The 13,087-nt window shown below is 47.1% G+C and carries 13 protein-coding genes; 7 read left to right on the forward strand and 6 right to left on the reverse strand.

The window, feature by feature from the left end:
- The first annotated feature begins 53 nt into the window (after window positions 1–53).
- Window positions 54–803 carry a 2,3-diphosphoglycerate-dependent phosphoglycerate mutase gene (gene gpmA / locus AC5ELV_RS10140; protein WP_493430078.1) on the forward strand — a complete coding sequence of 250 codons (750 nt, stop codon included), beginning with the start codon at window positions 54–56 and terminating at the stop codon, window positions 801–803.
- A gap of 65 nt (window positions 804–868) precedes the next feature.
- On the opposite strand, the gene AC5ELV_RS10145 is transcribed toward gpmA, so the two are convergent.
- Window positions 869–2,362 carry an alpha-amylase gene (locus tag AC5ELV_RS10145; RefSeq protein WP_493430079.1) on the reverse strand — a complete coding sequence of 498 codons (1,494 nt, stop codon included), beginning with the start codon at window positions 2,360–2,362 and terminating at the stop codon, window positions 869–871.
- A gap of 262 nt (window positions 2,363–2,624) precedes the next feature.
- On the opposite strand from AC5ELV_RS10145, the gene AC5ELV_RS10150 reads away from it, so the two are divergent.
- The 4 genes from AC5ELV_RS10150 (at window position 2,625) to AC5ELV_RS10165 (ending at window position 6,630) form a co-directional block, all read left to right on the forward strand.
- Window positions 2,625–3,452, forward strand: a complete 828-nt coding sequence (locus tag AC5ELV_RS10150) for an HNH endonuclease (protein ID WP_493430080.1) — start codon at window positions 2,625–2,627, stop codon at window positions 3,450–3,452.
- A gap of 544 nt (window positions 3,453–3,996) precedes the next feature.
- Complete coding sequence (locus AC5ELV_RS10155) at window positions 3,997–4,428, forward strand: DUF1641 domain-containing protein (RefSeq protein WP_029518696.1); 432 nt, start codon at window positions 3,997–3,999, stop codon at window positions 4,426–4,428.
- Between the two features lie 27 nt (window positions 4,429–4,455).
- The gene (locus tag AC5ELV_RS10160; RefSeq protein ID WP_493430081.1) at window positions 4,456–5,637 is read left to right on the forward strand and encodes an NAD(P)/FAD-dependent oxidoreductase; all 1,182 of its coding nucleotides are present in this window, start codon (window positions 4,456–4,458) and stop codon (window positions 5,635–5,637) included.
- A gap of 195 nt (window positions 5,638–5,832) precedes the next feature.
- Window positions 5,833–6,630: a copper amine oxidase N-terminal domain-containing protein gene (locus AC5ELV_RS10165; RefSeq protein ID WP_493430082.1), complete on the forward strand. Its 798-nt coding sequence runs from the start codon at window positions 5,833–5,835 to the stop codon at window positions 6,628–6,630.
- A gap of 61 nt (window positions 6,631–6,691) precedes the next feature.
- Here the strand turns inward: AC5ELV_RS10165 and AC5ELV_RS10170 are convergent, their stop codons facing one another.
- Together AC5ELV_RS10170 and AC5ELV_RS10175 are read right to left on the reverse strand one after the other, a co-directional pair.
- A complete protein-coding gene (locus tag AC5ELV_RS10170) occupies window positions 6,692–7,735 on the reverse strand; it encodes a stalk domain-containing protein (protein ID WP_493430083.1) in 1,044 nt (347 codons plus the stop codon).
- Window positions 7,736–7,990: 255 nt separating this feature from the next.
- Entirely contained in the window at window positions 7,991–8,167 is a 177-nt protein-coding gene (locus tag AC5ELV_RS10175; protein WP_068939077.1) for a CsbD family protein, read from the reverse strand.
- Between the two features lie 156 nt (window positions 8,168–8,323).
- Here AC5ELV_RS10175 and AC5ELV_RS10180 point away from each other — a divergent pair, with 156 nt between their 5' ends.
- Window positions 8,324–8,839, forward strand: a complete 516-nt coding sequence (locus AC5ELV_RS10180) for a DUF2179 domain-containing protein (protein ID WP_023990890.1) — start codon at window positions 8,324–8,326, stop codon at window positions 8,837–8,839.
- Window positions 8,840–9,082: 243 nt separating this feature from the next.
- On the forward strand, window positions 9,083–9,295 hold the full coding sequence (locus AC5ELV_RS10185; RefSeq protein ID WP_025721956.1) for a cold-shock protein: 213 nt from the start codon (window positions 9,083–9,085) through the stop codon (window positions 9,293–9,295).
- Between the two features lie 156 nt (window positions 9,296–9,451).
- On the opposite strand, the gene AC5ELV_RS10190 is transcribed toward AC5ELV_RS10185, so the two are convergent.
- The 3 genes from AC5ELV_RS10190 to AC5ELV_RS10200 all read right to left on the reverse strand — a co-directional run bounded on the left by AC5ELV_RS10190 (window position 9,452) and on the right by AC5ELV_RS10200 (window position 13,084).
- Complete coding sequence (locus AC5ELV_RS10190; RefSeq protein WP_493430084.1) at window positions 9,452–10,465, reverse strand: substrate-binding domain-containing protein; 1,014 nt, start codon at window positions 10,463–10,465, stop codon at window positions 9,452–9,454.
- A 247-nt stretch (window positions 10,466–10,712) separates the two neighbouring features.
- Window positions 10,713–11,912, reverse strand: coding sequence for a glycoside hydrolase family 130 protein (locus AC5ELV_RS10195; protein WP_493430085.1), 1,200 nt, complete (start codon window positions 11,910–11,912; stop codon window positions 10,713–10,715).
- Window positions 11,909–13,084 carry an AGE family epimerase/isomerase gene (locus AC5ELV_RS10200; protein ID WP_493430086.1) on the reverse strand — a complete coding sequence of 392 codons (1,176 nt, stop codon included), beginning with the start codon at window positions 13,082–13,084 and terminating at the stop codon, window positions 11,909–11,911. Before AC5ELV_RS10200 ends, AC5ELV_RS10195 begins: the two co-directional genes overlap by 4 nt.
- Between the last annotated feature and the right edge of the window lie 3 nt (window positions 13,085–13,087).

Here is a 13,087-nt window from a genome sequence, read left to right on the forward strand (position 1 = left end):
AAATACATAGAAGTTGGGTAAAACATAAAGACAGACAGGAGAGGAGTGAGTGTATGTATCAAGTGGTGCTGGTTAGGCATGGAGAAAGCGTGTATAACCGACAAAACCTGTTTACGGGCTGGACGGACGTGGACCTGACTGAACAAGGGACTCATGAGGCCATTGAGGCGGGACGTATTCTCAAGGAGGCTGGATATACGTTTGATTTGGCATTTGCCTCTGTGCTAAAACGATCTATCCGCACACTGTATCACATCTTGGATGAGCTGGATCATCTATGGATACCCGTGCAGAAGTCATGGAAGCTGAATGAACGCCATTACGGTGCCCTTCAGGGGCTTAGTAAGCTGGATTCCGCCGTGCAATACGGCGAGGAGCAGGTTCATATCTGGCGGCGTAGTCTGTCAGTGCGGCCCCCCATGCTGGATGAGAAGGACGAGCGGAGTCCGCATTGGGAAGAGCGTTATCGCAATATTAATCCAGAAGAGTTGCCGCTTGGGGAAAGTCTAGAGGACACAGTGCACCGGGTCGGTGAGTTTTGGAAGCAGCGGATTGTACCTTTGATTCTCAAAAAGGATCGAGTTATCATTTCTGCACATGGTAACACTTTGCGGGCCTTAATTAAGTATATGGAGAATCTGGACGAAACCGCATTGCTGGATTTGAATATTCCGACAGGCATTCCCCTGGTGTACGAGCTGGATGAGCATATAGATCCCATCCGGCGTTTTTATCTCGGTGATCCGAGTCATGTAGAGGCTAAGAAGCAGGCTGTGGCCAACCAAAGCAAGGTAACGGAGTGATTTTCCATACACAAAGAGGACAGGGCGCTTCCTCGCATCCTGTCCTCTTTGTGTAGGGTATAAGATTAAGCGTTCGCTTCTTCTTCTGTTTCCTGGCTGTCTTCCTCTGCGGGAAGTGCCCACACCGATACACTGCCGGCACGAACGGGAAATATGCCGTAGCCATCCTGCTCAATTTTTACGGTATGATCGTGATGTCCGGTCAAATCTATCCATTCTTCCCCTGCACGTTGTTTGCCTACGAACATGCGCTTTTCTCCGTCATTTGCGTTGGTGACCACCACAGCACATCCAGAGCCTTCTAGCTCAGGCACGCCTTGACGAACCCATCCAATCGTATGGGGATCATCGAAATAATCTTTTTGCTCACCATAAGCTTTATGATACCGGGCATATAGAAGCGGGTCTAGCTCAGCCTGCTTGCCTTTGACAGGCGTTTGCCCCTGGATACCGTAGTAATCGCCGTAGAACACGCAGGGATAACCGTCCTTGCGCAGCAAGATAAGTGCATAGGCGCTGGGCTTAAACCAGTCCTCGACCCAGGATTCGAGCGCTTCATGCGGCTGGGAATCATGATTATCGACAAAAGTAACCGAGTTCAGGGGATGGGTATGAACAAGCGTATCCTCGAAAATGGTGCTTAGATCGAAATCCTTGCCACCCAAGGAAGCGCTATGTAGTTTGTAGTGGAGGGATACGTCAAACAGGTCGATCTTATAATCAATGGTATCCAAGAACTTTTGACACGATTCCAGATCCGGTTTCCAAAACTCACCTACCATATAAAAATCCTGCCCGCGTTTTTTAATCATTTCTGTAGCAAACTCTCGTACAAATTCATGATTAATATGCTTGATCGCATCCAGACGGAATCCGTTGCATTGCAGAGTATCTACCAGCCATTTGCCCCAGCGGATCATCTCTTTGCGCACATCCTGATGATTATAGTCAATATTGGCGAACATTAAATAATCATAATTGCCGAATTCATCATCTACATTTTCGCTCCAGCTTTTATTTTTACCTAAAATACGATAGATTCCTGTCCGGTCCTGGCTTGCATCGTAATCGGTTCCGTTAAAATGTTCAAAGTTCCATTGAAATGTGGAATACTTCCCTTGTCGGCCGGGGAATGTAAATTTAGTCCAGCCTTCGATATCAAAGGGCTCGGAAATGACCTCATTGCGGTTATCTGGGTTGACCTCGACGACCTTGAATACTTCAGTTTCATCCGCTCCAGCTTTATGGTTCATGACCAGATCGACATAGACGGCCACACCGTGACGAACGCAGGCGGCAACAGCTTCCAGCAGGTCTTCCCTGGTTCCGTATTTGGTGCGCACCGCGCCTTTTTGGTCAAATTCGCCCAGATCGTAAAGGTCATAGACGCCGTATCCCGTATCCTCGGGCGACTGGCCTTTGGTGACAGGTGGAATCCATATCGCGTCAATTCCTTTGGCCTTCAGTTCCGGTGCCAGGCGGGCAAGCTTCTTCCAGTGAGAACCGTCAGCTTCGACATTCCACTCGAAAAATTGCATCATCGTATGGTTCCTTTTCATGTGCGTCCCTCCTTCATATATAACAAGTTACCCACCAAGTGAGGGGGGCTAAACGTCAGACGGCCAATATGATGCTGAATGAAGAACAAGGATCGCTGTATAACGTATGCTAAATCATTAAAATTTGTTATACCTGAGTGTTCATAATGGCTCAATAGCTAGAAAAGGGAACGTGAAAACGGTAAAATGAATCTAACTTAACAATAGTTCGGGTTTTGGGCAAACCGTGGAGCGCGAGCAATAGAGGAAAGGAGGGGTGGACGTGACAGAACCGCAGCAGAGCAAGGATGAAGCGAGCAAACCGCTGATAAAAAAATGTACGTATTGTCAGGAGATAAAACCTTTAACGGACTTTCAGCGCAGAACGGGTCGCCGGGCGGGTCCTTATTCCCGGCGTGGCCCTTGCCGTTCCTGCCGGGGGTTGGCCCCGCAAGAACGTGCGGCTACGTCCGCTCCTTCCAGCCAGGAAGCGAACCCTTCGGCTGCTCCCGTGACGCAGCATAGCCTTGAAGCAAATACGGCTGCGCACAGCCTGGAGGCGTCACTACCTATGGAGGCACAACGTCCTCGCAGGAAGCCGGTCACGGATAAAGCGCGTGAGCGCCATCGGCAACGGGTTCGGCATCTGCTTAGCAGGCTGAAGCCTGCGGATACTCGGGCGTTGCGGCTCAATCGCAATGGCATGATTCGGCTAAGAGGTAAAACCGATCAGGGGAGACGCTGGCATCAAGAGATTGAGCTTGATCTGGCCATGACCCTGGTCAGAGAGCGTATGGCGGTGATTGTTAATCCATATACCGTGCGTAGACTGTATAGCAACAAGGAATTTCGTCAATATGTGCTTAAGCGTGACCGCTATACTTGCTTTTTTTGCGGGGGCTACGGTGACACGATTGATCATTTACTGCCTCGGGCAAAAGGGGGTCACACGACGCCCGTCAATTGTGTATGTGCTTGCAATGAATGCAATCAAGTTAAGGCTGCCCGCGATGTAGATGAGTTCATTGAGTCTGGTGTGCCGCAGCCGTCTCCTGATGATTTCGAAGCACCTGATATTCCTGATGCTTCTGAAGACACCCTACGTAGGTAGGGCGATTCTGCCAATGCAGCTTGTCTGCCCGCCCCACAAGTGGTGATGATCGGGCCTTCGTATGAATATATTTTGGGTTATTTTCATATTATCGAACTGAAACGTACGCTCTCTATTACCCTCCTCTAGCCTAAAATGACCCTTTTTCAAGGGAAACTTGGACAAAAATCGAGCTTATTCTAATTTTTATCTAAAATAACAATAAAAAATTTGCAGAAATTTGTGCAAATTTAAAATTTCTTCGACGATTGTGTTGTAAACAGTGTAATATAGAGGTATAGGGTTCCGTTTCGGCCTGTTGTAGTCACGAAGGAACGCTTCGTGGGATATTCCGCAGCAGTAACAACAGAATAACGTCTGAGCAATATACAATTGGCATCTGCGATAAATCAGTCTTGCCCTTTAGGGTATAGGCCGGTTTAAGCTGTGCTTCTTGCATGTTTAAGGGCGTGAATTCAATGAACGTTTTATTGCTAGAGTTTATGGATACAGGTTACGAGAGAGGATGGACTTCTATTTTCACAGTAAAGGAGGACGTTCACGCATGTCTGAAAACCAACAAGAGGTGGCAGTAACACAAGAAGCTACCAAAGAGTCTCGGGATGTACTGGACCAATTGATGAAACCGGAGGTTCAGCAATCGCTGACCGTACTGGTAGAGAATCTGCCAAAGTTGACTGAGATGGTTACTTTGATGACCGATGCTTATGATGTAGCTCGCAGTCTGGCAACTGACCCTGTCTTTATCGGAGATATGAAAAACTCCATGGGAGAGTTTGTGAAGCCTGTAACAGAATCGGCTAAAGGATTGGCTTCTGCTGCGATTGAAGCAAATGACCGCGTACAAACTACGGACGGCAGTGTAGGTCTGTTCGGCCTGCTTAAAATGCTTAAAGATCCGAATGTACAAAAAACGCTGCGTTTCAGCCAGGCTTTCCTGGATATTCTGAATGAGCGCCAACGCGAAAGCAAATAATTACCTGATCGAGAACGGAGGATGGACATGTCGAAGCAAATTTTGATCTTGGGCGGCGGATACGGCGGATTGCTGGCCGCTCTTACAGCACGCCAGCATATGGACGCTAGTCAAGCAACCATTACAGTGGTTAACCGCTTTGCGTCGCACCAAATTATTACGGAACTGCACCGTTTGGCGGCAGGTACAATTGCCGAAAAAGCTGTTGCGCTTCCTTTAGAAAAACTGCTGCGTAACAAAGATATTATCCTGAAAGTCGATACGGTTTCCGAAATCAAACCGGACGATAAAAAAGTAACCCTGGCCAGTGGTGCTACGTTGAGTTATGACGCTCTCGTTATTTCCCTGGGCAGCGAAACGGCATACTTCGGTATTCCGGGACTGCAAGAGCATAGCTTCACGCTGAAATCCGTGGCAGAAGCCAATCGCATTCGCGCACATGTGGAAGCTCGTCTGGATGCTTACAAGCAATCCGGTAACCAAGCGGACGCTACAATCGTTATCGGTGGTGGCGGTCTGACAGGCGTTGAGCTGGTGGGCGAATATGCTGACAAATTGCCTGCAATTTGTCGCGAAAAAGGTATTAACTACGAAGATATCAACTTGTATTGTGTAGAAGCTGGACCATCTATTTTGGCAGGCTTCCCTCAACCACTGGTTGATCGTGCCGTAACAAGCCTTGAAAAACGTGGCGTTCAAATCGTAGCGGGTGTTCCGATTACAGAAATGAAAGCTGACGAAGTTCTCTTGAAAGACGGACGTTCGATCAAAACGAACACACTGATCTGGACAGGCGGCGTACAAGGTAATGCACTGGTTGGCGCATCTGGTATCGAAGTAAATCGTGGTCGCGCAACTGTGAATGGCGCACTGCAATCGACTTCTCACGAAGACATCTTCCTCGCTGGCGACAGCGCAGTGGTGTTCCCGGCTGAAGGCGAGCGTCCATACCCTCCAACGGCACAGTTGGCTTGGCAAATGGGCGAATTAGTTGGTTACAACATCTTCGCTTATTTCAACGGAGCGAAAATGGAAAGCTTTACACCAGTCTTCTCCGGTACACTGGGCAGCTTGGGCAGAACAGACGCGATCGGTACTGTAGGCGCGAATGGCACCCAACTGAAAGGCGCTGTAGCCACTTTGATGAAGGAAGGCAGTAACATCCGTTACTTGTCCCACATCAAAGGACTTTTTGCATTGGCTTATTAATATTTCTTACTTTTATATGCTTTATTCAAAGAGAGTGCAATTCTGTACTCTCTTTTTGTTTTGCAGTTTAATTCATTATAAACCAGTATATGTAAAATGTCATGTGTGTTTTTGGATATATGTTGAAAATTATGGTTGATGTGATATTTCTGTGGCAGTACACTAGTAACGAACAATACGAGGAGGGCATTATGAATGAAAATCAGGTTATTAATCTGCCTTATGATTGTACTAAGTTTTGCTACTACATACTCGAATTTAGCATCGGCTCAAGACTACACTCCCATACACCTGAAGGTCAATGATCATTACGTTTTATACACCTACCCTGCATCACCATTTGTGGATAAGAAGGGGAGACTGCTTATACCGCTGCAAGCGGCTGAGGATATACTGGGCGGCAAAGTAAATTATAATGCAGCGAACAAAACCGCTTCTGTTGATCTGCTGGGCCGTAATGTAACGGCTACGATCGGATCAACCGAAATATCGGTTAATGGTGAGCCTGTGAAAATGGACACAGTCCCTATCATGCTAAGTAATACAATGTTTTTACCGGTATCCATTTTGTTGAAAGATACAGATGCGAAGATGGAGTGGGATCCCCAACGTGGCTTATTGAAGCTAAGGCATGACAGCTTTACGGAAAGTCCAGTTCTTCTGAAATTTAAGGGACAAGATTTGGCCCAAGTCATTGACGCGAATACATTTGATCTTATTTCCTTTGACTGGGATAAAAAGAAGGATGTATTAAATATTCATGCCACGTATAAGAGTGGAATATCGCCCGACTTCAAGCAAATTGATTTTAATCCTATGATTGTGTATAGCAAAGGGACCTATACTGTAGACCCTTATTCTAAATCCGGTTCATTTCACAAAGTGAAAATAACCAACCACGGTCATTTGGTTTATACAATGAATATCGATACAATCGATGCGGATAAAGATTATATAAAATATATTACTTCTGTTGGCAGGTTGATTAAGTAAATCAATAACAAAAAGCGACAAGAGCCATAAGCCCTTGTCGCTTATTTTTTTTAATTTAGCCTTAGAAGTTAGTAATTAGGTTGCGGTTGTCCTCGTTGCGTATAGTACCATTGACTCTATCAATGGACTCTTCGTCTTTAAGGAAATCAATAATGCCATCTGTCAGGTTGGTTTTTTGCGAATTTGACATTTTGTTCCAATCATCTGGATCCACAAACACATCCACGTTGGCGCTACTGCTGTCGCCTCTTACGCTGAAATCAAAGCCGACTCCGGCGTAGCTGCTGTATCTGTTGAATAAATCACGTTGGATACTGTTTGCATCGAAGGATGAAGCAATTTTTTTAATCGTGACATCGCCTCTACTGTTAGTTGTAAAGCTCGCTAATTTATCGTTATTGCTGGAGTTCTTCACTGTGCCTTCAATTTCGGCATCCTTGTACTCTTCCAAAATATCTTCAACGATATCTTCCAGATAGGTTCTTTGTTTGCTGCTGGATAGGCCTTCCCATCTGGATTTTGTCATTTCGATGGTCACCGTAATATCGTTTTTGTTGCCACTGAGCTCAATATCCGAATTAGTATCGTAGTCATCGCTGTGATCATCGTTCAAATCACGCTCGAGATCTTTCATGGGGCTAGAGCTGTTTTTGCTTGCGTCATCTTTTAGCGTCTGGTTGTCTTTTTGCAATTGAGCAATGGTGGCGTCTTTCGTCGTGTTTGCTGCTTTCGCTGTGTTGAGCTCTTGAGTCAGCGTCGTAATCTGGTTGTTCAGCGCCGTAACTGTAGATTGATCAATCGGAACGCCGTTGTCGGCAATGACTACGCGTTTGTTTGTTCCATCCCATGTTACTTTTTTATCCAAAGCTGTACCTGCCAGTTTCAGCGGGATATACGTCACGCCATCCAGCAGAAATGGTTCTGTTTTAGCATCAGCAGGAACCTCGGTTCCGTTGTAGATGATTTTGATATTGTTATATACTGCTTGGATCGGCTTAGTCACTTGTGCGGCATATGTGGATTGGCTGAAAAGAGCCCCGGATATGGCCAAGGCGGATACGGCAGTGATGATGACAGGTTTTTTGATAGATTTCAGTGATTTCATTCGTTGGTCTACCCCTTTATTTAAGAATTATAGCCTGGTTCATAGACTAGAGTAACATTAATGCCTACAAAATCCAACAGCTTGGAGAGTCATTATGGGTTGTGCTTATATTGGTTAGACGCAACAGCAACCATAAAAGTTGCCCTGTTTGCGCAAAAGTTTTTCCAAAACTATCCGAACAACACAAAACAAGCCCACTGCACAAGACAGCGAGACTTGTTGGTAAAACAGTGCGTCGAGGTTATCCATTCAGGATTATTTGCCGTCTTTCAGCTTGCCTGCTGTTTCCTGAAGGTGGCCTTTGGCCTTATCCAGTTTTCCTTCGGCTTGAAGGGACTTATTATCGGTAGCGTTCCCGATTTGGTCCTTGATTTCACCTTTGGCTTTGTTCACATTACCTTTGATTTTATCGCTAATTCCGTTATCCTTCATGTTGTAGCCCTCCTTATGTGATTGAACTTTCATTTAGCATGCTGTAGTTAGTCATTACCCGAGCAAGGGTAATACGAAACCAGAGGCTGTATATCACAGACGGGGGTATAATGTGGGATACGGGTTAAATCAGAACGTGAAGTGGGGAGTGAGCGCATGCTCAAAATTTTATTGTTTATTCTCGTTATTCAAATTATTTACGTATCGGCGTATACACTGCGCATGATTCTGACGTTGAAAGGACAGAAGTACATTGCTGCGCTCATTAGCACCGTGGAAGTTACGGTCTATGTGTTGGGCTTGAATGTTGTGCTTAAGTACCTGGATCAAGTGGCAAGTCTTGCAGTATACGCCATTGGCTATGCATTGGGCATTCTTATTGGAGCATGGATTGAGGAAAAAATAGCGCTCGGTTATGTCACCGTTAAGGTGATCAGCAATGAGATCAATGGAGGAATTGCCAATGCGCTGCGGGACAAAGGATACGGCGTTACAGCCTGGCTGGGCAGTGGACGTGATGGAGAGCGCCTGGTGATGGAAATTTTGGCTAAACGAAAAAACCAGAATAAGCTGTATCAGTCCATTCTGGAGCTGGATCCTAAGGCTTTTGTCATTACGGTAGAGCCGAAGCAATTTCATGGCGGTTTCTGGACCAAGGCTATCCGTAAATAAACATTTTGGTAAATGCGCATATTTTTCGGAGCTTGGAGCATATTAATACCCGCACAGGTGAATTTTTCAAAATTCCAATAAGCGACTTCCATTGAACAAGATATAGATCGAAATGGTTTAGTTCGTCTATATCTTGCACTTCGGAGCGACTAAAATCGAATTTTGAAAAAATAATGGCACAGGTGGAAATTAACAGTAAGACGACAGGGGATATTACCCTATAAAAACCGAGGGGGGATATAGATGTACAGACGCCAGGCCCCGGAAATCATTCCAGAGGAAAATACGGCTATTTGGTCGTGTACAAACGAGGGTTGCAACGGTTGGATGCGAACGGATTTCACCTTTTTGAACGAGCCGGCTTGTCCATTTTGCCAAGCCTCGATGGGGCAAGAAATGCGGATGCTGCCGATTCTCAATCGGGCGGGCAATTCCTTTGTCGCTCAGCGCTCCTAATCCAGGATTGTGCAAAATCCACAATTGAAAGTGAGTATGATGATCACACTGCAGAATTTATGAACGTCAAAAGCCGCTCCAGCGACATGCTGAGCGGCTTTTGGTTGTGGAACATTAGAATAGGGGTGACCTGTCCCCAAGTAAGGTATGCGTTGATCATGGTCTCTCGATAGGCTGCACGGAATCGCGATATACAATATGTCCCTGCACCAGGACTCGACCAAAGCGGCTGCCGGGATGGCTTATTTTTTTCATCATCGAATCAATCGCGGTACGTGCCATCTGCTCGATGTCTACTCCGACTGTGGTCAGTTGCGGAACAATAAGAGTGGCGTATACATCGTTGTCAAATCCGACCACAGAGCAGTCCTCAGGCACACGGTATCCCAGACCAATGAGCTTGTGTACCAGATTGTGAGCAACCTGATCGCAGTTACATACAAAGGCAGTCGGTAGCGGCTGAGGAAGCTCCATTTCAACAAAAGCACCTTCGTCGTCCCGGTCACTGAGCACCCACTCATTACGGAGGGGCAGTCTGTGCTCCAGCAAGGATTTATAGTAGCCGAGGAAACGGTCCTGAATACTACTGGTGGAATAGAGATTGCCCACATATGCAATATCCCGATGCCCCTGGGCGATCAAATAGTTGGTCAGCTCATAGGCTCCGTAAAAATTATCCGTCACCACGGAGTCGATATCGGCATGCTCATCATAAAAATCGAGAAACATTTTGGGTAGATCCATGGATTGTACCAGCTCGATATATGGCTTGCTCACTTGGCCCAGAAGAATGAAGCCGTCTACCTTGCGGTCGTAATAGATACGTGGTAGATTAAGCTGTTCTTCGTCTTCGCGATGAAGGATGTGAAGGATGCCATAGTAGCCGTATGGCTCCAGCGCCCGTGAAATTTGCTGGTAGATGTGCAGATAAAACGATTGGCCGGGGCCAGTAAAACGTTCAGGGATGACAACACCTATGTTATAGGTGAGGCCCTCCTTCATGGACTTGGCAACGGTATTGAAACGATAACCCATTTCGCCCGCGAGCATCTTAATACGCTCTTTTAGCTCCTCGCTAACCCCATCCTTGTCATTGAGCGCCTTCGACACGGTCACGCTGCTTACTCCCAGCTTATCTGCAATATCCCGCATCGTAACGTTGCTCTTCATTCCTGTTCCGCCTTCCAATTTTAAAAAGATAAGCATTTTGCCTAATCCAGAGAATGGATGCAAAATGCTGGGGGAATATATTATTAACTTAGCCGCCTGTACAGATACAAAGACTTAGCAGCAAAGTTGTCTTGTAAAGATACAAAGACTGGCAGCATGGCTGCCCATAGAACAACTATTAGCCTGCGGGTAACAGTTGTTCTATGGATAGTATACATGGTTCCGCAAGCAGGATAAAGCCTGCGGCTTATGTCCGCTGGGAAGGACGGGAGTGTGCTTGCAATAGCGCTTCATTGTGATGGATCAGTTCACGGCGGACAGCGGCGCTGCCGAGAGAGCGCAACGGATCGGATGGTGTATTGAAGGTGTAGTCCTCCAGTCGAGCGATGGTGGTCGTCGCTACGTGGATACGGGTATCACTGGATGCGTAGTAAATAAAGACTTCATCTTGTTCGTTAACGACTGCCCCGTTGCAAAAAATAACATTCGAAACGTCGCCCACGCGTTCCTCATCATAAGGAGCCAGAAAGTGCCCGCCGGGCTTGGCAATGACGCGCGTAGGGTCTTCCAAACTGGTGGCAAAGGTATATAGTACATACCGCAGCCCAGCGGCCGTATTGCGTACCCCGTGAGCGATATGAATCCAGCCGCGACTGGTTTTGATCGGGGCAGGCCCCTGCCCGTTCTTGGCTTCGCACACCGTATGATAGCAGCGCTCATCAATGACGGTTTCGTGTTCAATTACGGGCTGTGTAATATCTTTGCACAGGCCGAAGGCGATGCCACCGCCCGAGCCGGTGGAAATAAACCCGTCCTGAGGACGAGTATAGAAGGCGTATTGACCGTCCACAAATTCAGGGTGCAGGACAACGTTGCGCTGCTGTGGGGACTGGGTAGTGATGTTGGGAAGCCGGGTCCATGTACGCAGATCACGAGTACGGACCAATCCGGCCTGAGCGACAGCACTGGAGGTATCGTGAGGTGGCGCGTCAGGGTCTTTTTTCTCTGAGCAATAAATACCGTAAATCCAGCCGTCCTCATGTTTCACCAGCCGCATATCGTACATATTTGTTTCTTCTGGGTCGATATCCTCCCATACGAGGGGGGCGTCAATGAATCGAAATTGATCAATGCCGTTATCGCTCTCTGCCAAAGCGAAAAATGATTTTCGATCCAGTCCCTCGGTACGCGAAACAAGAATGTATTTTCCTTCATGATAGATTGCCCCTGGATTCAATGCCGCATTTACACCCAGCCGCTCCATGAAAAAGGGATTAGTTTGCGCATCCAGATCAAACCGCCAGTGAAGTGGAACATGATGGCGTGTGAGCACTGGATAGAGATAGCGTTCGTAGATACCATTATAAAAGGTAGTTTTAACCTCATTGGGGCGTGTAATCAGTTCCTCTTGCTGCAATAGCAGCTCATTGTATTTGTTATGGATCATTGGTTTTCCATCCTTTCTAGCATTTCTATGCAAAATCGGCTGTTGTGATAAGGGCACTTCCAAGGGCCTGCAATTTCTCTCGCATCAGGCTTACCATCCGCTTGAACTGACCAGAACCATTCGCCTCCGGGGCGCGGATCTATGATATATTGCCGAGTATAGGCCCACAGATTACGGACAATTTGCAAAAATCGTTCGTCTTTTGTACGTTGAAATGCATTGTAAAAACCAACCATCCCCTCGGCCTGTACCCACCAGATACGCGAGGTGTCTACCCGCTCTCCCTCCCGTTCGTTGATGAGCGATCCGTCCGGCTGAACAGCGCGCTCTGCTACCGCATTGGCAATATCCATCACCATATCCACGTATTCTGACGGGTAATAACCCAGCACATTCATAGCGTCCTCAATCAACCAGCTAGCTTCGATGTCGTGACCATATGAGGTCAGGTCAAGCAGAGAGCGCCATTCACGATCGAAGAATACCCCCAATCGTCGGGCGGAAGCATCGTAAACACGATGATATAAAATGTCCAATACGTTCGTCAGTGCATTCCGGACCTCTTCATTTGGCCAGACGCGCAGCAATTGGGTATACGCCTCCAAAATATGAATATGCGTATTCATAGTGATATGCGCGGTGACTCCATTTTCGCTGAGTAGCTCATTAGGCTGCGTGTTCCACAAGCGGTCATATTGTTCGCCGTATGCCTGCCGGGTGGGATCATATCCTTTTTGCTCCAGCAGGTGGAACAGCTTCATAGCTAGTGGTAATGCATTCGGGTCGTTCGTGGCTCGCGCATACTCTGCCAACGCATAGATCGCGAATGCCTGCGCGTATACATGTTTGCACGTGTCTACGGGTTGCCCGGTGTAGTCCACCATCCAGTACATTCCTCCATGTAATGGATCGAGCAGGTGATCTCGCAGAAATGTGAATGCATGTCGAGCGGCTTCTGCATAGGTATCTTCCCCTGTTACACGGGCAGCCGCCGAGAATGACCAGAGTAGTCGTGCAGTGGCAATCCCGCCTTTGTCGGCTTGGTTATGAGTGTGCAGATCCACATCCACCTCGCCGTAAAACCCACCGTGTGTCTCATCCTTCAGTCCAAGCCAGAATGGGAGTATGTGTTCCTTCCATTCCTGTCTAATTTCGTCCAGTAGTGTTTCCAAGAG

The organism is Paenibacillus sp. NMA1017 (assembly GCF_058895805.1).

Excerpts from the sequence above, each read along its gene's own strand:
- gpmA (WP_493430078.1), top strand. The coding sequence starts at position 54 with ATGTATCAAGTGGTGCTGGTTAGGCATGGAGAAAGCGTGTATAACCGA.
- AC5ELV_RS10170 (WP_493430083.1), bottom strand. The coding sequence starts at position 7,735 with ATGAAATCACTGAAATCTATCAAAAAACCTGTCATCATCACTGCCGTA.
- AC5ELV_RS10165 (WP_493430082.1), top strand. The coding sequence starts at position 5,833 with ATGAAAATCAGGTTATTAATCTGCCTTATGATTGTACTAAGTTTTGCT.
- AC5ELV_RS10145 (WP_493430079.1), bottom strand. The coding sequence starts at position 2,362 with ATGAAAAGGAACCATACGATGATGCAATTTTTCGAGTGGAATGTCGAA.
- AC5ELV_RS10155 (WP_029518696.1), top strand. The coding sequence starts at position 3,997 with ATGTCTGAAAACCAACAAGAGGTGGCAGTAACACAAGAAGCTACCAAA.
- AC5ELV_RS10195 (WP_493430085.1), bottom strand. The coding sequence starts at position 11,912 with ATGATCCATAACAAATACAATGAGCTGCTATTGCAGCAAGAGGAACTG.
- AC5ELV_RS10160 (WP_493430081.1), top strand. The coding sequence starts at position 4,456 with ATGTCGAAGCAAATTTTGATCTTGGGCGGCGGATACGGCGGATTGCTG.
- AC5ELV_RS10185 (WP_025721956.1), top strand. The coding sequence starts at position 9,083 with ATGTACAGACGCCAGGCCCCGGAAATCATTCCAGAGGAAAATACGGCT.
- AC5ELV_RS10175 (WP_068939077.1), bottom strand. The coding sequence starts at position 8,167 with ATGAAGGATAACGGAATTAGCGATAAAATCAAAGGTAATGTGAACAAA.
- AC5ELV_RS10190 (WP_493430084.1), bottom strand. The coding sequence starts at position 10,465 with ATGAAGAGCAACGTTACGATGCGGGATATTGCAGATAAGCTGGGAGTA.
- AC5ELV_RS10180 (WP_023990890.1), top strand. The coding sequence starts at position 8,324 with ATGCTCAAAATTTTATTGTTTATTCTCGTTATTCAAATTATTTACGTA.